This is a genomic window from Nostoc sp. JL23, from assembly GCF_017115065.1.
Classification (GTDB): Bacteria; Cyanobacteriota; Cyanobacteriia; order Cyanobacteriales; family Nostocaceae; genus Nostoc; species Nostoc punctiforme_A.
In genome coordinates this window covers 1-23,665 of record NZ_JABXKN010000107.1, presented here as the reverse complement: position 1 = coordinate 23,665, position 23,665 = coordinate 1, and the positions used below count along the sequence as shown (strand labels likewise).

Here is a 23,665-nt window from a genome sequence, read left to right as displayed (position 1 = left end):
ATTAAATATCCCAAATGAAAGTAAAATTAACAGAAAAAATATTAACTATCTTGCTATTACTCATTGCTGTAGGGGCATTAACAATACACCCCGCACAAGAAGTTTCCATGTCTACACTTGGAGGTGATAAGCTAGATACTATCTTCAATATAGTTTCATATTTAATCCTATTTTATTTCCTAATTTTATACTGGAAAGGTTTTATTTATGTAATTATTAGAAGTCCACTACAGTTTTTGTTACTAGGAATAGTTATATTTTCTCTTTTATGGTCAGAAGACCTAAGTTCTAGTCTTACTTATTTAAGAGGTCTAATCCGAATATATTTTCTTGCCATCTATTTAGCAATGCGTTATTCCCTTAAGGAACAAATTAAGCTGATAGCTTGGGCACTTGGGGTAGCTGCATCATTATCTATGCTATTTTCTGCATTCGTACCAGGTTATATTCACGAATCACCTGAATTACTAGGTATGTGGAGTGGAATTTATGGTCATAAAAATGAATTAGGTTACATGATGGCTTGGAGTGCAGGAGTTTTTTTGCACCTAGCTCTTAGTGGCCATCGATATCGCTGGTTGATGTGGGCACTATGTGGGATATCTATATGTCTAATTATCCTTTCACGCTCAACAACGTCTTTAACGATTTTATTGACAATGATATTACTTTTACCTTTCTATAGATCCCTGAAGAAAACTAATTATAAATTACAAGTTATTACGATCACTTCAACTTTGATGTTACTAATGATTTCTTCAATATTACTTCTCAATAATGCCGAAACTGTAGTTGGTACTTCTGGTAAAGACCTTACCTTCAATGGACGCTCTGACCTCTGGGAGCTAGTAATTTCTAAGATTTTGGAAAGACCTTGGTTAGGTTATGGATTTTCGGGATTTTGGACTAGTAATGCTGCATCCAAATTAAGAGCTACTTACGATTGGGCAAGTAACGCCCATAATGGTTTTTTAGAATTATTGTTAGAATTGGGATTTGTAGGATTTTTGACTTTTGCAGCAGGGTTTGTCCGGTTTTTCGTAATGGCATTGACTCGAATTATTTCTGTCGCTAAAAAGCCGGAAGATTATTGGCCAATGCAGATGCTAATTATTATAGTCATAGTTAATTTTTCAGAAGCCAGATTATTAACTCCTAGCTGGAATTGGTTAATGTATATCACCATGTCATTATCTTTGACTGTTGAATATCAACGAAATCGTAAAAATATTTTAGTCAATTAGTTTTTATGCCAGTCAGAAATAGTTTTAGTGATTATTAAGTTAATAAAAATGAAAATTTTACATATTAGTACCCATGATATTAATGGCGGTGCAGCGAGGGCTGCATATCGCTTACACGCAGGTTTACAGGATATAGGACTACAGTCACAAATGTTAGTTCAGGAAAAATATAGTAATGATAAAACAGTAATTGCACCTAAAATTAGACTGTTTCAAGGCATTGCTAAGGCAAAGTTGACAGTTGAAAGTTTGCCATTAAAGCTTTATCGTCAAAAGAAAAATACTCCATTTTTTACTCAATGGTTGCCAGATAGAGTTATTCCTAAAGTTGCTCAGATTAATCCAGATATAATCAATCTTCATTGGATTAGCGGAGGTTTTATGCAAATAGAAACATTTGCTAAACTGAAGCGTCCTCTAGTTTGGACTCTCCATGATATGTGGGGGTTTACTGGAGGGTGTCACGTTACTGGAGAATGCGATCGCTACAAAGTATCCTGTGGGGCTTGTCCTCAACTCAGCAGTGGTAATGAGTGGGATCTATCTCGTTGGGTATGGCAGCGCAAAGTAAAAGCCTGGAAAAATTTAAATTTAACTCTGGTTTCACCAAGTTCTTGGTTAGCGCAGTGCGCTCGTTCCAGTTCTTTGTTTCAGAATTTGCGAATCGAGGTAATTCCCCACGGACTGGATACTCAAAAATATCGACCGATTAATCAACATTTTGCCCGCGAAGCACTCAATCTACCCCAGGATAAGAAGCTGATACTTTTTGGAGCGATAGAAGCAACAAGCGATAGAAATAAAGGATTTCATTTATTGCAACCAGCTCTACAAGAATTGAGTAAATCTGGCTGGAAGGATGACTTGGAAGTTGTGATTTTTGGAGCATCTCAACCCGAAAATCCACCTGATTTAGGCTTCAAAACCCACTATTTGGGACACTTACATGATGATATATCTTTAGCGACTGTTTACTCAGCTGCTGATGTAATGCTTGTACCATCTCTTCAAGAATCTTTTGGACAGACAGCTTCGGAATCATTCGCTTGTGGTACTCCAGTTGTGGCGTTTAATGCTACTGGCTTAAAAGATATTGTCGATCATCAGCAGAATGGCTATTTGGCTAAACCTTATGAAGTTGAGGATTTTGCCAAAGGAATCACCTGGGTACTTGAAAATGAACAGAGGTTGCAAAAACTATCATTTTATGCTCGTGATAAAGCAGAGAAAGAATTCACTCTAGAACTTCAAGCAGGTCGTTATTCAGCCTTGTTTCAGGAAATATTGATGATAGCCAAGAAATCTTCATTGAGTAATTAACTTAGTAAATCAATACTTCATAATATGTCAATACCTATAGCTTTTATAATTTGTACAGAACCTGGCCGTTTAGAAGGTCAATCTTTGATGCTTGCAGAAAGTATTCGTAAGTTCTGCGGCGAATTGAAAAATACACCTATATATAGTTTCCATCCTAGAGTAGGTGAACCAATATTAAAACAAACCCAACAAGCCTTTGAAGCATTGCAGGTGACTCATCAACAAATTCCAATAAATCGAGAATTTCATGAATATTATTTAGCCAATAAGCCCCTAGTTTGTGCCTATGCCGAACAAAATATCGATGCAGAAATATTGGTTTTTTTAGACAGTGACAAATGCTTTTTTTCTGAACCAAAAGAATTTTTATTGCCCGTAGATTGTAATGTACGGATGCGTCCTGAGTATGGTCAAGGAATTGGTTCTACAGGTCTGCAAGATCCTCAAGAATGGTATTGGCAAAAACTATATGAAATACTGGGAGTAAAGCGTGAGGTATTTGTTGACACACCAATTGGTAATAAAAGAATCAGAGCCTACTGGAATTCTGGTTTGGTTGCTGTAAGAAGGAGTGCAGGTATATTTACAACTTGGAAAGAGAACTTTGAAAAAGTAATGCGCTTGGATATTACTCCTCCTCAAGGTATTTATTTTGTTGAGCAGTCTGTTTTGTCTGTAACTTTATGTGCCTTGGAAGAAAACGTTGAACATCTTCCTCCTAATTATAGTTACCCATTACCTTTACATAACCGTTTATCAAAAGAAATACAAATTAAACATTGGGATGATATTATATCCATTCATTATTTCAACTTATTTTTTTATAACGATTGGCATGGGCAAATAAAAAGATTGAAAAAGTTTAATGTCAATTCAGATAAATATCAATGGTTATGTGAAGAGGTTATCAGACTTAATATGCCTCGTGTATCAGTTTGGCATCGATATCTGTTGAGAGTCAGAAGAATGGAACAAAAGCTAAAAAGCTTTAATTTAGATATTAATTTCAGTGGTTGGATAGAAAGCAGGGTTAAGTTTTAAACTGACATCACGATAGATAAAAGGTAAAAATTTGATAATTGAGATTATGAATAAAATCCATCAAAAAGGTATCTTAATTTATTATTTGTATTAACTATTTTTGTATATATTATTAGGAGATAAATGGGATGAAAAAAGCGAATCTAGCTGTAATTATGACATGTTATAATAGACGGGATACAACTCTTGCCTGTCTAAGTGCTTTATATCAGCAAAAAAATTATTGTGATGTTTATTTAACCGATGATGGTAGTTCTGATGGGACTACAGAGGCTGTTAAAGCAGAATATCCGGAAGTACAAATTCTTCAAGGTAATGGCAATTTATTTTGGGTGGGAGGAATGCATCTCGCTTTTGGTGAAGCAATAAAATATCAATATGATTATTATCTGTGGTTGAATGATGACACATTTTTGGAAGGCAATGCTGTGAGTAAACTATTACAGGTTCATCAAAATTTGACGGAACTTGCTTATCCAGACTCAATTGTAGTTGGTTCAACTAAAGACTCAATTACAGGAAAAGCAACTTATGGAGGAGCGGTAAAATCTAAAAAGTGGTACTCTAATAAGTTTGAATTTTTAGAACCAAGTTCTGTTATCCAAAAATGCGATGCTATGTATGGTAACTGCGTGCTAATTCCTAAAAGTGTTGCCGCCAAAGTTGGCAATATTGATACAGCTTTTGTTCATAGTTTAGGAGATTTAGATTATGCCCTGAGAGCGCATAAATTGGGTTTTCAAATATGGGTAGCTCCTGGGTATATTGGTACTTGTACTAAAAATTCTATCCGTAATAGTTGGGCAGATACTAATTTAAATCTATTAGAACGCTTGAAAAAAGTACTACAAATTAAAGCATTTCCGTTGAAATCATGGACTATATTTTGTAGCAGACACTCTGGGCCATTTTGGATATTTTACTGGTTCTTACCTTATATCAGAGCAATTATTGGTTACAAAGATTTGGCTACCTCTCCTACCTTTTCTGAGGATATTAATCAAACTGGCTCAGAAGTTTAATACTTGCACAAGAGTCATTGGTAGATGATATTTTGATAATTTATAACTTATCTTAATAATTTGACAAATGTAATTTCAATTTATCAAATAATAATCAGCAATCATTTTATGGGTAAACGCTTACTAATTGTCTCAACTCTCGATTCTAGTCAGCCATTTGGTGCATTTACTAGACCTTTTTATCTAGGACAATATCTTACTAAACATTTTGATGTTTTTCAGCTAGGTTTAGATTGTTCATCTGTGGATTATGCACCTTCTCTTTCTATTGGATCAAGAAGCTTGAAGTCATATATTCAATCCATAGAAAAATGCATCGACGAGTTTTGTCCAGACATTGTGTATGCTCAAGAAACATTACCTGGATTGGCTGCTTTAATTTCACTAAAGCTTAGAAAACACAGTAGTTCCTCTCTTGTGTTGGATTTTCATACATTTTCGCCTTATGAATACTGGATGCGCTTGTTTTCAGTTGCCAATCCTTTTAAAGAGTTTGCACAATGTATTAAGACATATATTGCTCAGGGAATTTTAATATTCTCTGGTAGTCCAATTATTGCAGCAGGTGAATCAATTCCTAAACTAATTTCCCAATGGTATGGAAAAACTCCACAGCAAATTTATTCTATCGGGAATGGAGTTACTGAAGACTTACTCAATACTGAAGTTTTTCCAGATAAAGATCCTTATCAAGCATTGAGACCAGCTAAAATAGTAGTTATTATTGCTCCCAAAACATTTCAATTTCCAACTAATGATATGTCTGTATCAATGGCTATTGAGGTCGCTAAATGCCTTGAAAGTCATCAAGAAAAAGTACATTTTGTTGTCATTGGTAGGGATAGTAGTGATATTTCAGAAGCAATACCCTCTAACATTTCTTTTTTAGGATTTTTACCTAAAAGGGAAGACTTTATCGCCCATCTCAAATATGCAGATATTGCTTTGTTGCCATTTTCAAAACAAGCAGTAGCAGGTGGCGCTCGCAATAAAGCATTAGATTATTTCGCTAGTAGAAAATTAGTTGTATCAACACCAGAAGGCTTGCGAGGTTTAGAAGAATTTCGCAATTTAGAACATCTGTTAGTAACAGGATACTCTAGCGAGGAAGTCGCTAATACAATACTTGATGCTGCTTCAAATACTGATAAATATCAATCACTTGTAGATACAGCATATACTTTAATTACAGAAAAGTATTCCTGGAATGCAAGATCACAGAATATCGCAGACATCCTCATGAAAATAAGTGCTTTTTAGTTATATTTAGATAATAATTTTTAACTAAAAAACTTAGGTATTTCAGTATTGAAATATTCCTAACTAATTTTCCAACACTCACTTTGATCTTGAAATAACATCTCATATTTATCAAAATAAAAAAAAGATATGAAAAAGCGATTTTCTTATAAAATTATTGGTGCTCAAGTGGATGCACTCTCTATCCTTGACTTAAATTTATTGATTGAAGAATCTATTAAGCAGGATGAAAAATGGATTATTGCTAATCACAACTTACATAGTCTTTATCTCTTCCATAACGATCCAAAAATGCAAGCTTTTTATGCGAAGGCAGAATATACCCATATTGATAGTATGCCTCTAGTGTTTCTTGGAAAGCTGTTGGGTTTTCCAATTAAACGGGAACAAAGAGTAACCTATGCTGATTGGGTATGGCCTCTGATGGCAGAAGCTGCTAGTAAAGGCTGGCGTGTATTCTATTTAGGTTCAAAGCCAGGAGTTGCTGAAAAAGCAGCAAATATTTTATGCCAGAAATTTCCTGGTTTACAGATTGCTTGCGCTCATGGCTATATTGATATAGATAAAGATAGTCAAGAAAATCTCGCCACTGTGGCTGCAATTAATGCTTACAAACCCCATGTATTAATGGTGGGAATGGGTATGCCACGCCAAGAGTATTGGATTTACGAAAATCTTGAACATCTTCATACCAACACTATTTTGACTAGTGGAGCCTGTATGGACTATATAGCAGGAGCAATACCTACTCCTCCTCGCTGGATGGGAAAAGTGGGGTTGGAATGGTTGTATCGCTTGTTATCTGAACCGAAAAGACTTTGGAGACGTTACTTACTTGAGCCTTGGTTTGTTGGCACATTATTTTTACGAGAAATTTGGAGTATCTCAAGTAAACGAAAAAAAAATAACCTGCTGGTATTTCTAAGTACGAAATTTCAAAAGTTCGTAGCTTGATCGAGTCTCTCACACTCTTACCTGCAGGTTGCTCAATTCGTCACGAATTTATGAAATGTTGTCTTAAGATTTAATAATTAATTAGTCAGTAAGTCTTATTCAACTTTCATAATAGTGAATAACTAAAAATATCTCCATCTATTTTGCTTAAAATAATATTTAAAAATGATGTAGCAGTTCCCGGCATAGTGAGGTACATTTTCAAAGCTACTAAGCTTGGTAAACAAGATTTGGGTGTACCCCAGTTGCTGAGGAAATGCTATATTTATGTCTGGGTGGAGTTATTAAGTTGATTCCTGAAAAGCCTGGGCTATAGCATTGCGGGCTGGTTTAGATTGTAGGTTCTCATCGAAGGGAAGCGGACGCAGAAATTTCCAGAGACTTGGATTGTTTCTAAAAGTTTTTTTTGGCATCCACTCGGGATGACGTATCCAGGTATGACGATCGCTAAGTCCCCATGTAATGACAGTATCGACTTTAGCCGCAAAGCACAGATCAAGATATCGCTTGTAACTATCGGCTACCATTTGGTCTAGCTTTTTAATACTATCGGGTAGTGGGGTATCAATAATAATATCTAATTCTGTGATTATTGGTTTAACTTCAAGATCGTTAAGCCGTTTTAAGACGGAATTAAATCCTTTCTCGTCAAAACCATAGGCAGTAGAAAACCATAGATGCGATTGGATACCTGCCCCGTCAATTTTAACGCCACTATTCTTCAGATATTCGACCATTTTTAAGAAACGCTCTGATTTCCATGTAGCGCCTTCGATGCCGAAATCGTTTAGGTAAAATTTCTTGCTGTTATCAACTGAAGCAGCAATTAAAAACAAGTCTCGAATTAATTCTGGTTTTACCCCTTTACGCAAACCGTAGGTAGCATTGTCGGTTTCATTTTCACTATCAGCGATGATTTCATTGGCAATATCCCAAGATTTTAAAACGGGACTATTGCGATAATGCCCCATGACTCCTTTAACATGGCGTTCGATCATCTTAAGTGTAGGGGGGTATATTGCCCAGTCTGGTCTTCCCATGTGCCAGAAAAGGGTATGCCCGTGCAAGTCTATCTTATGTTTTTGGCAGAAATTGGCGATCGCATCTGCTGATTCAAAGGTAAATTTTCCTGGTTGTGGTTCAGTAGCGTTCCATTTTAATTCACCATTCGGTGTCACAATCGAACATTCACGAGCAATCAGATTAGCATAATCCTTCTCTTTTAGCAGAATATCACTAGCAATTGCTGCGCCATAACGCTTCCCTTTGGCGGCAGCTAATTGCCGAAGGGGAGAATTTGCATTTGTATAATTTGCTGCAAGAGAATTCCTGCTATGGTCTTCTTTTTGGTTATCCTTTTGTAAAAACCCCATAGTGAATAAAGCAGAAAGGGTAGTATATCCTGCTCTTGTTAAAAATTTTCTCCGATTAGGCATAAATTACACTTAATAAAAAATACATTTATTATTATTTTACTGTATAAAAATAATACTGGTTATTATTGTACCCTAGTTAACCTAGAATATACTGGGTTTTGGAATTCACGCCGATTTTCGTTGATGAGTATTACATCTAGCGATAAGCTACCTCTCATTCTGTTTGTCCTAAAATAATTTTATTTTGACTTTATAAATGACCTCTGACGGTTAAGTAAAATACATCAGAGATTCCCGACCCTATACCCCACAAAATATAATAAATTGCCTTAAAGTCTTATCAAACAGAGATTTTGATTGCTGAGTACATTATTAATACATATTAATAGATGCAGGATTACAGATGAGATATTAATAGATGCAGTATTGGTTGAAAGTTAACTTAGGAGCTACAAGTCCATCAATAAACTATTCTTTTAATGCGGAGTAAATCCTATGGTTAAATCTTCAATGCAGAGAATAAGTAGGTAGACATAATTAAATATAAAAAAATTCTTAGTTTGTAGTGAGCGATTTATCGCTCAGAGCAAAGATTATCAGGACTAAAGTCCTTACTACAAACTTTAATTATCACTTTCTAATTCTGGCTATTTCTGATTCTTATATTCACGTGTTCTGATAATGCAGTTTAGAGGCGGGGACAAAAATCAAGTTATGAACAAAACCTTTGCAACTATCGATGGGAATGAAGCTGTCGCCCGTGTTGCTTACAAATTAAATGAAGTGATTGCCATTTATCCTATCACCCCCTCTTCAGCGATGGGTGAATGGGCAGATGCTTGGTCAGCAGAAGGTCGTCCTAACCTCTGGGGTACTATTCCCAGCGTCGTGCAGATGCAGAGTGAAGGAGGAGCGGCTGGTGCTGTGCATGGGGCTTTGCAAACAGGTTCCTTGAGTACCACCTTCACGGCATCTCAGGGATTATTGTTGATGATACCCAATTTCTACAAAATTGCTGGTGAGTTGACTAGTGCCGTGGTTCACGTTGCCGCCCGTTCCCTAGCTACTCATGCTTTATCAATTTTTGGCGACCATAGCGACGTAATGGCAGCTCGTGCGACTGGTTTCGCCCTGCTGTGTTCGGCTTCGGTGCAGGAAAGTCAAGATTTTGCTCTTATCGCTCATGCTGCTACCCTAGAGACGCGAGTCTCGTTTATGCATTTCTTTGACGGTTTCCGCACCTCTCATGAAGTGCAGAAAGTCAAACTGCTTTCAGATGATGATTTACGATCGCTAATCCACAATAATCTAATACTCGCCCACCGCAGCCGCGCCCTCACCCCAGACCGTCCAGTTTTGCGCGGTACTGCCCAAAACCCCGATGTCTACTTCCAAGGACGTGAAGGGGCGAACCCTTATTACAACGCCTGTCCAGAAATTGTCCAGCGGATCATGGATGAATTTGGAGAACGCACGGGAAGGCATTATAAAATCTATGAATATTACGGTGCTAACGATGCCGATCGCGTTATCGTTCTGATGGGTTCAGGCTGTGAAACCGTCCATGAAACAGTAGATTACCTGAACGCCCGTGGTGAAAAACTTGGCGTGGTGAAAGTGCGACTTTACCGCCCCTTTGATGTCCAAAGGTTTGTTGCAGTATTACCAACTAGTGTAAAAGCGATCGCAGTTCTCGATCGCACCAAAGAAGCAGGTAGCGCCGGTGAGCCTTTGTATCTAGATGTCGTAGCTGCTATTCATGAAGCGTGGGGAGAAGATGCAGGGGAGCAGGGAGCAGGGAGCAGAGGGGAGGATCTTCTCCCCCGCCGCCTGCCCCCTGCCCCTCTGCCTAAAATCATCGGTGGTCGTTACGGTCTTTCTTCTAAAGAATTTACCCCGGCGATGGTGAAGGGCATCTTTGATAATCTTGCCCAAGCTAAACCAAAAAATCACTTTACGATTGGGATTAATGACGACGTTAGTCATACTTCCTTGAGCTTTGACCCTAGTTTCTCTACAGAATCGGATAACGTTGTCAGGGCAATGTTCTATGGATTAGGCGCTGATGGCACTGTTGGCGCTAACAAAAACTCCATCAAGATTATTGGTGAAGAAACCGACAATTATGCCCAAGGCTACTTTGTTTTTGACTCCAAAAAATCTGGCTCAATGACCGTCTCTCACCTACGCTTCGGTAAAGAGCCAATTCGCTCCACCTACCTAATTGACCAAGCCAACTTTATTGGTTGTCATCACTGGGGATTTCTGGAACGCATAGATATTTTGAAGGCTGCTATTCCTGGAGCGACTTTGCTGCTTAACAGCCCATACAATGCAGATACCGTCTGGGAATATCTGCCGCTGAAGGTGCAGCAGCAAATTATCGACAAGCATTTGAAGTTATACGTAATTAACGCTAGCCAGGTTGCCCGTGAAAGTGGCATGGGTGGCAGAATTAACACCATTATGCAGGTATGCTTCTTTGCCTTAGCGGGTGTCTTGCCGCAAGAAGAAGCGATCGCTAAAATCAAACAAGCGATTGAAAAGACTTATGGTAAAAAAGGCGTAGAAGTTGTCCGCATGAACCTGCAAGCTGTAGACAACACTCTAGACAACTTGCATAAAGTAGATGTCCCCCAAACAATCCACATTCCTAACTCCTCACTCCTAACACCTAACTCTCCTCTTAACTCCGCTCCCGAATTTGTGCGAGAAGTTCTAGGCAAAATTATGATTTGGGAAGGTGATGACTTACCTGTTAGCACACTACCAGTTGATGGCACCTTTCCCGTAGGTACTGCCAAGTGGGAAAAACGTAACGTTGCCGAAGAGATACCTGTGTGGGAACCAGATGTCTGCGTTCAGTGTGGCAAGTGCGTCATGGTTTGTCCCCACAGTGCCATCCGTGCCAAGGCTTATCAAGTGGATGAGTTAGTTAATGCACCAGAAACCTTTAAGTCAACGGGTGCAAAAGATAAAGACTTTGCCAGTCAAAAATTTACCATTCAAGTTGCCCCAGAAGATTGCACGGGATGCACTATTTGTGTAAATATTTGCCCTGCTAAAAATAAATCTGAGCCATCGCTGAAAGCAATTAACATGGCAAGGCAGTTGCCATTGCAAGAGCAAGAGCGAAAAAACTGGGATTTCTTTTTGAGTTTACCTAATCCTGACAGGCGATCGCTAAAATTAAACCAGATTCGCCAACAACAACTGCAAGAACCTTTATTTGAATTCTCTGGTGCTTGTGCAGGGTGTGGTGAAACACCTTATCTAAAATTATTAACACAATTGTTTGGCGATCGCGCCGTCATCGCCAATGCTACAGGTTGTTCCTCAATTTATGGTGGCAATCTTCCCACCACTCCTTGGACAACCAACGCCCAAGGACGCGGCCCCGCATGGTCTAATAATCTATTTGAAGATAACGCCGAATTCGGTTTTGGCTTTCGCCTCTCCCTTGATAAACAAGCCGAGTTTGCGGCGGAATTGTTGCAACAGTTGGGGAGTGAAATAGATGAAAACCTTGTTTACTCCATTCTCAAAGCTGAACAAAAATCCGAAGCTGACATTTGGGAACAGCGCGAAAGAATAGAACTGTTGCAGCAGAAGTTAGATGAAATCGTAACTTTCGATCCTAATCTAAAATCTAAAATCCAAACTCTCAAATCCCTTGCAGATTACTTGGTGAGAAAAAGCGTCTGGATTGTTGGCGGTGACGGTTGGGCTTATGATATTGACTTTGGCGGTATCGATCATGTAATTGCTAGTGGTCGCAATGTCAACATCTTGGTGATGGATACAGAAGTGTATTCTAATACAGGCGGTCAATCTTCCAAAGCTACGCCACGAGCCGCAGTTGCCAAATATGCCGCCAGTGGTAAGCCAGCACCAAAGAAAGACTTAGGGATGATTGCCATGACCTACGGAAATGTCTACGTAGCGAGTGTAGCCCTTGGTGCTAGAGATGAACATACCCTGAAAGCATTTTTGGAAGCAGAAGCTTATGATGGCCCGTCACTGATTATTGCTTATAGTCATTGCATCGCCCACGGCATCAACATGACCACAGGGATGAATCATCAAAAAACTCTGGTAGAATCAGGTCGTTGGTTGCTGTATCGGCATAATCCAGAGTTGCTTAACCAGGGTAAAAATCCTTTGCAATTAGATATGCGATCGCCTACGCAATCTGTAGAACATTCGATGTATCAAGAAAATCGCTTCAAAATGCTCACCAAGAGCAAACCCGACGTAGCCAAGCACTTGTTAGAACAAGCGCAAACTGAGGTAGATGCCCGTTGGCAGATGTACCAATATCTGGCAAAGCGCGATACTTTCTGAACATCAGCCTTAGTTTTAGTTATAAAAATAACGACTTGAGTAACTCAAGTCGTTATTTTCGTTACAAACATCATAATTTTCGTTACAAAGTTACCTTTTTGGTTAGTAAAATAATTCTTTTTGTTACTAATATTATAATTTTCACTACAAAATTACCTTTTTGGTTAGTAAAATCATTATTTTCGTTACAAACATCATTATTTTTGTTACAAAATTACCTTTTTGGTTAGTAAAATCGTTATTTTTGTTACTAACGCTGTAGTTTAAGTTATGTTTAACCCAAACTTTAGCCAACAAACGCGCAAATGTTGGGTTTCGTGCTTCAATACAATTTGTCAAAAGACTACTTTATAATGCGATCGCTTCTACTGCCGGAACAGGTTTTAGTAACGCCAGTGATTTTGAAATAACTTCTTCAGCTGAGGCTAGCACAGCAAAAATTGTGTATGACGCTGTGAGTGGGCAGTTATTATACAACCAAAATGGCAGCGCGGCGGGTTTTGGCAGTGGTGGTTTATTTGCAACTCTAACTGATGCGCCAACTTTCATCGCATCTGATTTTGTCTTGCAAGCATAGTATGCCCAAAACACGGTGTTCCAAGCTGGGAAAACAAATTGGGCGTTGCATATTTGCGGGATGATTTTGCTAGTTTTGTGGGATGGGCATCTTGCCCGTCCCTTGATTCAGCAACGCCCAAAATTGAATTCTTATAAAGCTTTGTAATTCATGATTAAATTTTTAATTATGAATTACAAATTATCGACGAAGGCAGGTAGTCACTTCGACTATACCCAGTGACCTCCCGCCTCCTGCATCCCGCCTCCTTCAATAAATAATTTATAAAAACTAACACTAAAGAAATGATGGCAAATTCAACTTTTAACCTTTCAAATCTCAACGCCACTCAGGGCTTTGCTATTAACGAAATCAATAGAGGCGACAGTACGCGCAGTTCTGTCAGCAATGCGGGAGACATCAACAGCGACGGCATCGACGATGTGATTATCGGGGCATTCCTTGCCTCCCCCAACGACTTATACAATTCAGGGCAGAGCTACGTGGTGTTTGGCAGCAAAGGCGGTTTTGATGCCGAATTTAGCCTCTCCTCCCTCAATGGCACTAATGGCTTTACTATCAACGGCATCAATGAAGGTGACTTCTTAGGCTCTGTCAGTAATGCAGGAGACATCAACGGTGACGGCATCGATGATGTGATTATTGGGGCATTTAGAGCCTCGCCCAACGGTTCCTATTCAGGGCAAAGCTATGTGGTATTTGGCAGCAAGAACGATTTTGATGCCCAATTTAATCTTTCCACCCTCAACGGCACTAATGGCTTTACTATCAACGGCATCAATGAAGGTGACGGTTTAGGCTGGTCTCTCAGCAGCGCGGGAGACATCAACAGTGACGGCATCGACGACCTAATTATCGGGGCACGCTTTGCCGACCCTAACGGTTCCTATTCAGGACAGAGCTACGTGGTGTTTGGCAGCAAAGACGGTTTTGATGCCCAATTCAACCTCTCCACCCTCAACGGCACTAATGGCTTTGCCATCAACGGCATCGAAGAAGGTGACTTCTCAGGCTGGTCTCTCAGCAGTGCAGGAGACATCAACGGTGACGGCATCGACGACCTGATTATCGGGGCATTCTTTGCCGACCCCAACGGCAACCGTTCAGGGCAGAGTTACGTGGTGTTTGGCAGCAATGGCGATTTTGATGCCCAATTTAACCTCTCCACTCTCAACGGCACTAATGGCTTTACTATCAACGGCATCAAGGAAAGTTACAGTTTAGGCACTTCTGTCAGTAGTGCCGGAGATATCAACGGTGACGGCATCGACGACCTAATTATCGGGGCACCAGATGCCAGCCCCAACGGCGAATTATCAGGGCAGAGCTACGTGGTGTTTGGCAGCAAGGGCGGTTTTGATGCTCAATTCAACCTCTCTACCCTCAACGGCACTAATGGCTTTACTATCAACGGCACTGATATAGTTGACTACTCAGGTAGGTCTGTCAGTAGTGCCGGAGATATCAACGGTGACGGCATCGACGACCTGATTATCGGGGGAGGAGGTTCAGGGGAGAGCTACGTGGTGTTTGGTAGCAAGGGCGGTTTTCGTGCCCAACTCGACCTCTCCACCCTCAACGGCACTAATGGCTTTACCCTCAATGGCTACGGAGGTAGCCCCTTTAGCTCCTCTGTCAGCAGCAGTGCGGGAGATATCAACAGTGACGGCATCGACGACCTAATTCTCAGCTCACTAGATGGCGACTTCAGCGGAGGTTATTTCTCACAGAAGAACACCTACGTGGTGTTTGGCAACCGCGCTCCCGTACTCGACCTCAACGGCAATTCAGAGGGAATTGATTTTAGCACTACCTTTAGCGGTACTCCCGTCTCCATCCTCGATCGCAATTTCACCCTAAATGACAACAATACTACCTTAGCTGGTGTCACCATTACCATTACTAATCTTTTTAATGGCGCAGCCGAAAGTCTTAATGCCACTGCCATTGGTAACATCACTTCTACCTACAACCCCACTACGGGTACTCTCACCCTGAGCGGCACAGATACCATTGCCAATTACCGACAAGTTCTTAACAGCCTTACCTACAACAATACTGCTGCCACTACTGCTAACACTACAATTGAGTTTGTCGTTAATGATGGGCAAAATTTTAGTAATACCAGTGTAGTGGCAACTACCACCTTGGGTTTTGTCCAGAAATTCATCACGGGAACTAAGAGTGCAGATATCCTCATCGGCACACTCAACAACAACATTATCGATGGAAAAGCTAGTAACGATATCCTCACAGGTAACGGTGGTCAAGATAAATTTATCTTTCACCCTGGCGATGGTATCGACACCATCACCGACTTTGGCGGCATTGGCAAAGGCACAAATCCTTCATCGGGGGTGATTTCTCAAGTTGACACCCTGAACTTTACAGGATTGGGATTGACTGCTAGAAATCTGCAATTAACTCAAAATGGTAACGATTTAGAAGTCACTTTTGAAGATGTCGCCAATACCAAAGTTATCCTGCAAGACTTTCAACTAGAACAATTGGATAATTTACCAGTATCAGGTAGCAGAGCTGCGATCGGCAATATCCTGTTTGATAATCAGACTAGCGTCGTTGACAGTTTTGATGTCTTCGATGCCAACTCCACTCAAACTAACTTGTTTAATAAGAACACGGTGACATTCCTCAATGACCTTAACAATAACATCACAGGTTTTTACAATTCCAATGATGTGATTAATGGTCGGGGAGGTGATGATATCATCGACGGCAAGAGTGGCAACGATTTGCTACGAGGCGACGCTGGTAATGATACCCTCATTGGTAATGATATCCTCAGTGGTGGTGAAGACTATGATACTCTCGTTGGCGGTGCAGGTGCTGATAGATTTGTGTACAAAAACGATTCTTACAGAGTTTCTACTCTTCTAGTAAATACCATTAGTGACTTTAATAGTTCTGAAGGTGACAAGATTGTACTGGATATAACTTCCTTTAGTGCCATTACCTCTGTTGCAGGAAATGGTTTTAGTAACGCCAATGATTTTCAACTCACTAATTTAGCAGGGACTAGCATGGCGAAAATTGTGTACGATCCTCTGAGTGGACAGTTGTTCTACAACCAAAATGGCAGCGCGGCGGGTTTTGGCAATGGTGGTCTATTTGCGACTCTAACTGGTGCGCCAACTCTCACGACATTAGATTTTATCTTGCAAGCGTAGTTCCAACACGAAACTACTAGTTCGAAATTTTGAAATTGAATCCTTTAGTAACAACTCTGGGTTATTTAGAAAGACGAGTCATTTCAAACAATTGCTGGGCATTACTTCCTAAAAAAGCATCGAAAAGTATCTGCTTTCCAGGTTCCACATCTATTAGATAGCGCTGGGCAATTTCATAATAGGCATAAGTCCAAGGAATCTGAATTTCTGCACCACTGTTATCATCTAACACCGTCACAATTTCTGTTACTGCTTGAGTTGCAGTTTGCCGCAAACCACAAGCAACATTTCCCTCTATCTCTGCTTTCATTGGTACACCCAGGTTAGCCAAAGCATTGGCGGTAGTATCAATGTCTGGATATTCTGGGGTATTCTGTCCGTTAACGTAGCCTGTAAAGTGGTTGACAGCATATCCGTGCAACAACACCCAAGCCCCATATTGAGTAACCTGATTCACCTCTTCAACAACAGAACGCTGCGGAGGTTGCCAAGGGCGGCTGAAGACTTCCTGGAGTTGTTTGGCGATGGTTTCAATATTCGCGTCTTTTTGTAGAAGAATAAGGGGTGAGGTCAGTTTGTTTGGGATTGAAGATACTGTTTTAGAGATGAGTTCGGCAATATTAGCAGGTAATTCATTGACAATCAACTCACTGATAAACAGCTTGGGTAAGTTAAATTCCTCTTGCTGTGGATGACGATAATGACGAGCGTACAAATGAGTTTGAGCAAAAGTATACTCTCCAGCCGCCACATAACCCAAAGCTTCTGCAAATTGTGCGAGGTAGTCAATTCCTAAGTTAAGTTGACCCTGCGGAGTATCTACTAATAAACGCAAAGACCGAAAGGCGATGTGGTCGTTGGTGATAGTCCCACCCGCAGTAGTAATCATTTGCTGGTAGGTACGGGCATGATTTACCCTGGCGCTATATTCTTGCCAAAGTAATTTCCATAAATCAAGGGCTATTTCGGGTTTCATAATGTATTGGGGCATTGGGCATGGGGCATTGGGTATGGGGCATTGGGCATGGGGCATGGGTTATTTTTCCCTTGTCCCCGATTTCCTTCATTTTTTAAGAATTTACAATCTCGCTGATAATCTGAAGGGCGATTTTAATTTGGTCGCTGTCGATAACTAGAGGAGGACAGAAACGAATTGCTGCTTTACCGCAACCTAGCAATAATAAACCGCGTAAAAAAGCTTCTTGGATAATGCGATCGCGCAATTTATAATCAAGATTACCCTGTTCATCCAATAAATCTACCGCTACCATCAATCCCTTACCTCGTGGCGGCGATACTCTCGGAAATCTTTGATGCAACTGGGTAAGACTAGCTTGTAATAATTCTCCCATTTGGGTAGCGTTTGCCATCAAACCACTTTCTAGCAATCGCAGTGTGGCAATACCAGCAGCACAAGCTACGGGATTACCACCAAATGTAGTAGCGTGAGAACCGGGAGGCCAAGTCATTAACTCAGGTCTAGCTAGTATCGCTCCTAATGGCAAACCACTGGCGATACCTTTAGCAGTGGTAATGATATCAGGCATCACACCCCAATGCTCGATCGCAAATAAGCGGCCAGTCCGCCCCATCCCCGCTTGTACTTCATCCACTACCATCAGAATACCGTGGCGATCGCATATCTCCCGAATCCGCTGCAAAAAACTATCTTCGGGTACGATATATCCACCCTCTCCTTGAATCGCTTCGACGACAATCGCCGCTACTTCTTGCGGTGGTAAAATTGTCGTAAATAACTGTTGTTCCAAGTAATCTAAGCTAGCGTGAGTGCCATAAGGGATATGAGTTACCCCAGGAACTAAAGGCCCAAAGTTAGCTCGTTGCACTGCTTTGGAACCAGTGAGAGACATTGCCCCATAAGTGCGTCCGTGAAATGCACCTAAGAATGCCACAATTAGCGATCGCTTGGTGTAATATCGAGCTAGTTTAATTGCTCCTTCGTTGGATTCTGCCCCGGAATTGGTGAAAAATATCTTTGCGGGAAACACAGCATTACTCTGTGGCTGGGGAAAGGGAGCGCGAATTGCTAATTGTTCCGCTAGTTCCACCATCGGCTCATAATAAAAATCTGTCCCTGACATGTGCAGCAGACGCGCCGACTGTTCTTGAATTGCTTTGACAACTTCCGGGTGAGCGTGTCCGGTGGCGGTAACGGCAATACCTGCGGTCATATCTAGAAATATATTGCCATCCACATCTTCCACCATACAGCCCTGGCCGCGAGAGACAACTAACGGGTAATCACGGGTATAAGAAGGAGAAGTTACGGCGCGATCGCGTTGTACAATTGCTTGAGCGCGAGGCCCAGGTAAGGAAGTTAGTAAATGGGGTGTACGAGGTAAATTTAAGTTAATAGGAATACTTAACATATTTTTTTTCGGGTTTTAAAGATTACTGATGATTAAACGCTAAAGCTTGATTGCTTACAGTAGCATTTGATTCCATTGCTGTAAGAATTACGCATTTACCGAAAAATCAGAGTATACGTCAGTGACTCAGGAAAAATACAGCTAATTCTTCCTGAATTCTCAGAAGTATTTAACGAAAAAGCTTGATGGTAAGCACTTTCGTATTGTTTAAGACTCTTGCCCGTTTTTATAACACAACTTTTATAAAATATTCCTTTCTTTCCTATTCACTAGGAACTTCCAGAAATTAAATTATTCAATTTTGGGAGCGAAGATGATCGTTAGATTCTTCCTCCCCTGCTTCCCCTGCGCCCCCTGCTCACCAAAGCGATGGGTATTTTTTTAGTTGGAAGTCCCCTATTCCCTATTCCCTCTATCGGAACCACCAACTTCCCCTATTGCTGTAAAACTGAAACCGTCCAAAGCCAAGAAATTGGCCGTGAGATTTCTCACCCACAGGGAATGCAGTAACACCCAATAAGTAAACACCAGAAAAGCTCGGATTACTTACAGGGCGGAGGGCGATGGTAATTGTCTGTCCTGGAGTCACAGGTGGGTCAAAGTTTACAGAAACCGTGCGTGTGTCGCGCTCGTTTGTGACTGGGCCTAGTTTCAGTTGCGTTTCTTTGCGATCGCGTGTTCCGATAAATGCACGGGTATCATCAAGACGGTAGGGGATGTTTTCCGACCCCTCTTTTTGGGCGATCGTTACCTTCTGGAGAGATTCTCCAGCATTTTCCGGCACATTGATAGTGAAATAGTAAGTTGCGCTTAAAACATCCACCTCTTTGTAAGTAGTTGTCGCTTCAACAAGTGTTGGCGGTTGGACGAAATAGACTAGTCCATCTCTAAGCTGCACAGCTTGAGTCACCGGCAGCGTAACTTCTCCAATGCCTATTGCTAACGAGAGTGTTATTCCAAACAAAGTTGTAAGGCGCATGATTCAGATATAAAAAACGCACTTATTCTCATTCTAGTTCCTTGGGAATTAATGACTTAGGAATAATAGAAGCTTGTTTTTCCCCAAAGGAAGATTTTGTGTACCACCAAGCCCAAGCAATTAAAACGGCTTGAAAGGGAAGCCTAACTACGTGTACCCAAGGTGAGTTTGGTATATGTTCAATCTTAATTAGATTAGCCGCCATGTAAATATTCGCTGGGTAAACAGCAATAAAAAGTGCAAGAAGTCCCCAAGCAGCAGCTTGACTTACAGGCGGAACTAATAACCCGATACCACCCAAAATTTCATAAAAGCCACTGAGATAAACTAATCCTAAAGGGTAAGGTAGTTGCGGCGGAACAATTTTGACATATTCTTGTGGAACAACAAAGTGTGTTACTCCAACCACAATGATGGATATAGCAAGGATGACACGTAATATTTCCTTATACTTCTTCATGGTTTTTGCCTGATTATATACTTGCGCTTATTACTTCAGTTTGACTGACGAATGTTAATCTGCATTGAGTCAATAGGAGTAAAAATCGACAAAATTTTTCAAAGTACGTTCAGTTAAGGACTTCTTTCTTATCTTTGCGTCCAACTCTTACGAGACGCTGCGCGAATGCGTCTCCTTTGCGGTTCGTTAAAAAAATTAACTTTGGCAAAGAGTTTTAGCCTTAACTGAACTGTATTGCGCTATCATAATTGCCAATTAATATAGTTTCCCTAGTTTTAACTATCGGGAAACTCAACGCTTAGAACTCTTTAAGCTGAATTTAATTTTTCTCGAACTATTCCCTCATCTCTAAAGCCAACCAACACAGCTGTTCCATCTTTGACAAAAAGTGGACGTTTGAGCAGCATCGCGTCGTGAGTGAATGCATCAACCCACTGTTCATCAGCCCAAGTCTTCTTTTCATCTCCTAAAGCACGGTAGGATTGACCGGAGGTGTTTCGCATAGGAGCAAAACCCAAAAACTTTACCCAGTTTTGAATCATCTCACGAGTCGGCGGAGTATCTTTGGTGTTGATAAATTCATGGTCAATGTTGTTGTGTTGGAGCCACATCATGGCTTTTTTGCAAGTGTTGCAATTGGGAATTCCGTAGACTTGAATAGACATAAAATAATTAAGCAACAATCTCTATATATGACATAGTAGGTGGAACTTCTGCTACCAATGCTTTTGGACTAGAATCTCTATGGCAGAAATTTAAGAGTAGCGATCGCTTTTAGCGATCGGTAATTCCAAGCATGGAACTCTATGAAATACCAGGGAGTAGTTTTACTAAAAATTTTATCCATAAAAAATATGAGCGATGCCTTTAACCGACTTGCACCCTTCATCCAAGAATATATTTATCATCACCAGTGGACTGAATTACGACCAGTTCAAATTGCTGCTTGTCAAGTTATATTTGATACTGATGCTCACTTACTAGTTACAGCTGCAACTGCTGCGGGTAAAACAGAAGCAGCTTTTTTACCAGTTTTGACTCTATTACATGAAAACCCTGCTGCCACAATTGGCGCATTATATATTAGTCCAATCAAAGCTTTAATTAACGATCAATTTGAGCGTCTCAACGACTTACTCAAAGAAGCAGATATTCCAGTTTGGCACTGGCACGGTGATGTTTCGCAAACTCGAAAAAACAAGCTTTTAAAAAATCCTCAAGGCATTCTCCAAATTACCCCAGAATCTCTAGAAAGTTTGCTAATTAACAAAAATAAAGACCTACCTCACTTATTTGGTGATTTAAGGTTTGTCATCATTGATGAAATTCACGCCTTTATGGGTTCAGAACGCGGTTGTCAAATTATTTGCCAATTACAACGTTTAGCAAAGTTGATGCAAAAACAACCGCGTCGTATTGGTTTGTCGGCAACTCTTGGTGATTACTCAATAGCAGAAAATTGGCTGCGATCGGGAACAGATAAGCCAGTAATTACACCAAAAATTGATAGTATAAAACGCCAGATAAAACTAGCTGTAGAACATTTTTATATTACTGATGAAGTAGATGAATCAGAGGCAACAGCTGATGAACAATATATTTTCAACCTCAGCAAGTTTCGCAAATGCCTGATATTTGCTAATAATCGCACACGTACCGAATCTATAATTGCATCTTTGCGACAAATTGCCACAGAACAAGGATTACCAGATATATATCATGTGCATCATGGGAGTATATCTGCTAGTTTACGGCAAGCTGCTGAAGATGCGATGCGTGAACCTAACAATCCAGCTGTTACTGCCGCCACTCTGACTCTAGAATTAGGCATAGATATCGGTCATTTAGAGCGAGTGATTCAGTTAGAATCACCCTTGTCTGTAGCTAGCTTTTTACAGCGTTTAGGACGCAGTGGTAGAAGAGGTGAAGCTGCTGATATGCGTTTTGTCTGCGCTGAAGAGAAGCTATTATCAGAAGCTTCTCTGCCAGAACAAATCCCCTGGCAACTTTTACAGTGTATTGCGATAATTCAACTTTATTTAGAGGAACAATGGATTGAACCAATTAGACCAATTAAATATCCTTTGAGTTTGCTTTATCACCAAATAATGAGTATTTTAACAGCAACAGGGGAAATTTCAGCTAATGCTCTAGCTAAACAAATTTTTAGTCTGCCACCCTTTGCTGCGATTTACAAAGAAGATTTACAACTATTACTACGCTATTTAATTGATATTGGTCATATTCAGCAGACTGAACAAGGTAAATTAATCCTGGGTTTGTCAGGAGAAAAGGTGGTGAGAAAATTTCAGTTTTATGCTGTATTTGCTGAACAGCAAGAATATATTGTTAAGCAAGGTGCAACAGAAATTGGCAGTATTGTCACACCGCTTCCTGTTGGCAATCAATTTGCTTTAGCTGGCAGAACTTGGGAAGTCGTAGAAGTTGACTTTAAAAAGAAGGCTATTTTTGTTAAACAAGCTGAGGGTAAAGCTAGTATTTATTGGCGTGGTGGTGGTGGTACTATACATAGCAAAGTTTTGCAACGAATGCAGCAAGTCTTATTTGAGAATATTGAGTACAGTTATTTACAACCAAATGCTTTACAACGTTTACATCAAGTTCGCCAATTAGCGCAGCAAGCTGGATTAGATAAGTACAATATTTTGCAATTAGAAAAAGGTAAATGCTGCATTTTTCCTTGGATGGGTACGGTTGCTTATCGTACCTTAGAAAAATTACTCAACTCCTACTGTCGGGAATCTTTGGAAATTACAAGTATTGGTGGAGTAAATCCCTATTATTTGACAATTAAATTAGGCAAGGATAAATTTAAATATCTTTATCGTGAAATTGCTTCTTTGTGTGAACAAAGAATTACCTCAGAAGATTTAGTAAGTACCTCAGAAGCACCAGAAATTCAAAAATATGATAATTTTATTCCTCATCCACTTTTATGGAAAGCTTTTGCTCACGATTATTTGGATATGACGGAACTGAAAGAGCAAGTGGCATTGTGGAAAGAATAAAAAGGTCTTAAATTTTGCATAGTTTTTAGTCAATAATTTTTCTAGACTTTTGACTCTTGCAAATCAGTGGGCTATTTACATATTTTTTATTAAAGAAATGTCAAATTACAGCTTTGCGTAAAATAGTGGTGTTTTTAAACGTAGAATATTTTAAATTGGAATTTGAATCCAGAATTCTGTGCCTTTTCCTGGTTCTGATAGACAATTCAAAATCCCACCATGTTTTTCTACTACAATTTGGTAGCTAATTGACAGTCCTAGACCTGTTCCCTTTCCTACCTCTTTTGTCGTGAAAAATGGATCAAATAACCGCTTTTGAATCTCTTCTACCATTCCTAATCCGTTGTCAGCAATTCGGATGACAACAAATTTAATCTCTAAAATTTCAGTATGAATTATAATTTGCGGTTTATAATTTGTTTTTATGGCTCTCCCAGACTAAATATGTTAAATTAACAACAGAAATGCCAGTTTAGTAAAA

Annotated in this window: 16 protein-coding genes and 1 pseudogene; 10 read left to right on the top strand and 7 right to left on the bottom strand. The window is 40.1% G+C overall.

The features are described 5' to 3' along the window. Window positions 1-14: 14 nt before the first annotated feature. The 6 genes from HWQ42_RS21495 (at window position 15) to HWQ42_RS21470 (ending at window position 6,841) form a co-directional block, all read left to right on the top strand. On the top strand, window positions 15-1,244 hold the full coding sequence (locus tag HWQ42_RS21495; RefSeq protein WP_292815965.1) for an O-antigen ligase: 1,230 nt from the start codon (window positions 15-17) through the stop codon (window positions 1,242-1,244). Between the two features lie 48 nt (window positions 1,245-1,292). Beyond that, entirely contained in the window at window positions 1,293-2,564 is a 1,272-nt protein-coding gene (locus HWQ42_RS21490; RefSeq protein WP_292733338.1) for a glycosyltransferase family 4 protein, read from the top strand. Window positions 2,565-2,588: 24 nt separating this feature from the next. After that, window positions 2,589-3,605 (top strand): hypothetical protein, encoded by a 1,017-nt coding sequence (locus HWQ42_RS21485; RefSeq protein WP_292815963.1) that lies wholly within the window; start codon window positions 2,589-2,591, stop codon window positions 3,603-3,605. Between the two features lie 128 nt (window positions 3,606-3,733). Further along, window positions 3,734-4,627, top strand: coding sequence for a glycosyltransferase family 2 protein (locus HWQ42_RS21480; protein WP_292815961.1), 894 nt, complete (start codon window positions 3,734-3,736; stop codon window positions 4,625-4,627). Window positions 4,628-4,735: 108 nt separating this feature from the next. Then, entirely contained in the window at window positions 4,736-5,887 is a 1,152-nt protein-coding gene (locus HWQ42_RS21475) for a glycosyltransferase family 4 protein (RefSeq protein ID WP_292815959.1), read from the top strand. A 129-nt stretch (window positions 5,888-6,016) separates the two neighbouring features. After that, window positions 6,017-6,841: a WecB/TagA/CpsF family glycosyltransferase gene (locus tag HWQ42_RS21470; RefSeq protein ID WP_292815957.1), complete on the top strand. Its 825-nt coding sequence runs from the start codon at window positions 6,017-6,019 to the stop codon at window positions 6,839-6,841. 284 nt (window positions 6,842-7,125) lie between these two features. Here the strand turns inward: HWQ42_RS21470 and HWQ42_RS21465 are convergent, their stop codons facing one another. Further along, a complete protein-coding gene (locus HWQ42_RS21465) occupies window positions 7,126-8,277 on the bottom strand; it encodes an endo-1,4-beta-xylanase (RefSeq protein WP_292815955.1) in 1,152 nt (383 codons plus the stop codon). 654 nt (window positions 8,278-8,931) lie between these two features. On the opposite strand from HWQ42_RS21465, the gene nifJ reads away from it, so the two are divergent. The 3 genes from nifJ (at window position 8,932) to HWQ42_RS21450 (ending at window position 16,326) form a co-directional block, all read left to right on the top strand. Then, window positions 8,932-12,561 (top strand): pyruvate:ferredoxin (flavodoxin) oxidoreductase, encoded by a 3,630-nt coding sequence (gene nifJ / locus HWQ42_RS21460; RefSeq protein ID WP_292815953.1) that lies wholly within the window; start codon window positions 8,932-8,934, stop codon window positions 12,559-12,561. Window positions 12,562-13,003: 442 nt separating this feature from the next. Further along, complete coding sequence (locus tag HWQ42_RS21455) at window positions 13,004-13,138, top strand: hypothetical protein (protein ID WP_292815951.1); 135 nt, start codon at window positions 13,004-13,006, stop codon at window positions 13,136-13,138. 284 nt (window positions 13,139-13,422) lie between these two features. Further along, the gene (locus HWQ42_RS21450) at window positions 13,423-16,326 is read left to right on the top strand and encodes a hypothetical protein (protein WP_292815949.1); all 2,904 of its coding nucleotides are present in this window, start codon (window positions 13,423-13,425) and stop codon (window positions 16,324-16,326) included. A gap of 61 nt (window positions 16,327-16,387) precedes the next feature. Here the strand turns inward: HWQ42_RS21450 and HWQ42_RS21445 are convergent, their stop codons facing one another. The 5 genes from HWQ42_RS21445 to HWQ42_RS21425 all read right to left on the bottom strand — a co-directional run bounded on the left by HWQ42_RS21445 (window position 16,388) and on the right by HWQ42_RS21425 (window position 20,820). Continuing rightward, window positions 16,388-17,302: a DUF1338 domain-containing protein gene (locus HWQ42_RS21445; protein WP_292815992.1), complete on the bottom strand. Its 915-nt coding sequence runs from the start codon at window positions 17,300-17,302 to the stop codon at window positions 16,388-16,390. 94 nt (window positions 17,303-17,396) lie between these two features. Further along, window positions 17,397-18,716 carry an acetyl ornithine aminotransferase family protein gene (locus tag HWQ42_RS21440; RefSeq protein ID WP_292815947.1) on the bottom strand — a complete coding sequence of 440 codons (1,320 nt, stop codon included), beginning with the start codon at window positions 18,714-18,716 and terminating at the stop codon, window positions 17,397-17,399. A gap of 412 nt (window positions 18,717-19,128) precedes the next feature. Further along, window positions 19,129-19,695, bottom strand: coding sequence for a DUF2808 domain-containing protein (locus HWQ42_RS21435; protein ID WP_292815945.1), 567 nt, complete (start codon window positions 19,693-19,695; stop codon window positions 19,129-19,131). A 28-nt stretch (window positions 19,696-19,723) separates the two neighbouring features. Next, window positions 19,724-20,155 (bottom strand): DoxX family protein, encoded by a 432-nt coding sequence (locus HWQ42_RS21430; RefSeq protein ID WP_292815943.1) that lies wholly within the window; start codon window positions 20,153-20,155, stop codon window positions 19,724-19,726. Window positions 20,156-20,463: 308 nt separating this feature from the next. Beyond that, entirely contained in the window at window positions 20,464-20,820 is a 357-nt protein-coding gene (locus tag HWQ42_RS21425) for a Spx/MgsR family RNA polymerase-binding regulatory protein (RefSeq protein WP_292815941.1), read from the bottom strand. Between the two features lie 189 nt (window positions 20,821-21,009). On the opposite strand from HWQ42_RS21425, the gene HWQ42_RS21420 reads away from it, so the two are divergent. Continuing rightward, on the top strand, window positions 21,010-23,184 hold the full coding sequence (locus tag HWQ42_RS21420; protein ID WP_292815939.1) for a DEAD/DEAH box helicase: 2,175 nt from the start codon (window positions 21,010-21,012) through the stop codon (window positions 23,182-23,184). Window positions 23,185-23,334: 150 nt separating this feature from the next. Here the strand turns inward: HWQ42_RS21420 and HWQ42_RS21415 are convergent. Further along, a pseudogene (locus tag HWQ42_RS21415) lies at window positions 23,335-23,601 on the bottom strand (sensor histidine kinase); the annotation flags it as partial. Between the last annotated feature and the right edge of the window lie 64 nt (window positions 23,602-23,665).

What these genes read in the sequence shown, in the direction of transcription:
- HWQ42_RS21495 (WP_292815965.1), top strand. Translation starts at nt 15, where the DNA reads ATGAAAGTAAAATTAACAGAAAAAATATTAACTATCTTGCTATTACTC.
- HWQ42_RS21490 (WP_292733338.1), top strand. Translation starts at nt 1,293, where the DNA reads ATGAAAATTTTACATATTAGTACCCATGATATTAATGGCGGTGCAGCG.
- HWQ42_RS21485 (WP_292815963.1), top strand. Translation starts at nt 2,589, where the DNA reads ATGTCAATACCTATAGCTTTTATAATTTGTACAGAACCTGGCCGTTTA.
- HWQ42_RS21480 (WP_292815961.1), top strand. Translation starts at nt 3,734, where the DNA reads ATGAAAAAAGCGAATCTAGCTGTAATTATGACATGTTATAATAGACGG.
- HWQ42_RS21475 (WP_292815959.1), top strand. Translation starts at nt 4,736, where the DNA reads ATGGGTAAACGCTTACTAATTGTCTCAACTCTCGATTCTAGTCAGCCA.
- HWQ42_RS21470 (WP_292815957.1), top strand. Translation starts at nt 6,017, where the DNA reads ATGAAAAAGCGATTTTCTTATAAAATTATTGGTGCTCAAGTGGATGCA.
- HWQ42_RS21465 (WP_292815955.1), bottom strand. Translation starts at nt 8,277, where the DNA reads ATGCCTAATCGGAGAAAATTTTTAACAAGAGCAGGATATACTACCCTT.
- nifJ (WP_292815953.1), top strand. Translation starts at nt 8,932, where the DNA reads ATGAACAAAACCTTTGCAACTATCGATGGGAATGAAGCTGTCGCCCGT.
- HWQ42_RS21450 (WP_292815949.1), top strand. Translation starts at nt 13,423, where the DNA reads ATGATGGCAAATTCAACTTTTAACCTTTCAAATCTCAACGCCACTCAG.
- HWQ42_RS21445 (WP_292815992.1), bottom strand. Translation starts at nt 17,302, where the DNA reads ATGAAACCCGAAATAGCCCTTGATTTATGGAAATTACTTTGGCAAGAA.
- HWQ42_RS21440 (WP_292815947.1), bottom strand. Translation starts at nt 18,716, where the DNA reads ATGTTAAGTATTCCTATTAACTTAAATTTACCTCGTACACCCCATTTA.
- HWQ42_RS21435 (WP_292815945.1), bottom strand. Translation starts at nt 19,695, where the DNA reads ATGCGCCTTACAACTTTGTTTGGAATAACACTCTCGTTAGCAATAGGC.
- HWQ42_RS21430 (WP_292815943.1), bottom strand. Translation starts at nt 20,155, where the DNA reads ATGAAGAAGTATAAGGAAATATTACGTGTCATCCTTGCTATATCCATC.
- HWQ42_RS21425 (WP_292815941.1), bottom strand. Translation starts at nt 20,820, where the DNA reads ATGTCTATTCAAGTCTACGGAATTCCCAATTGCAACACTTGCAAAAAA.
- HWQ42_RS21420 (WP_292815939.1), top strand. Translation starts at nt 21,010, where the DNA reads ATGAGCGATGCCTTTAACCGACTTGCACCCTTCATCCAAGAATATATT.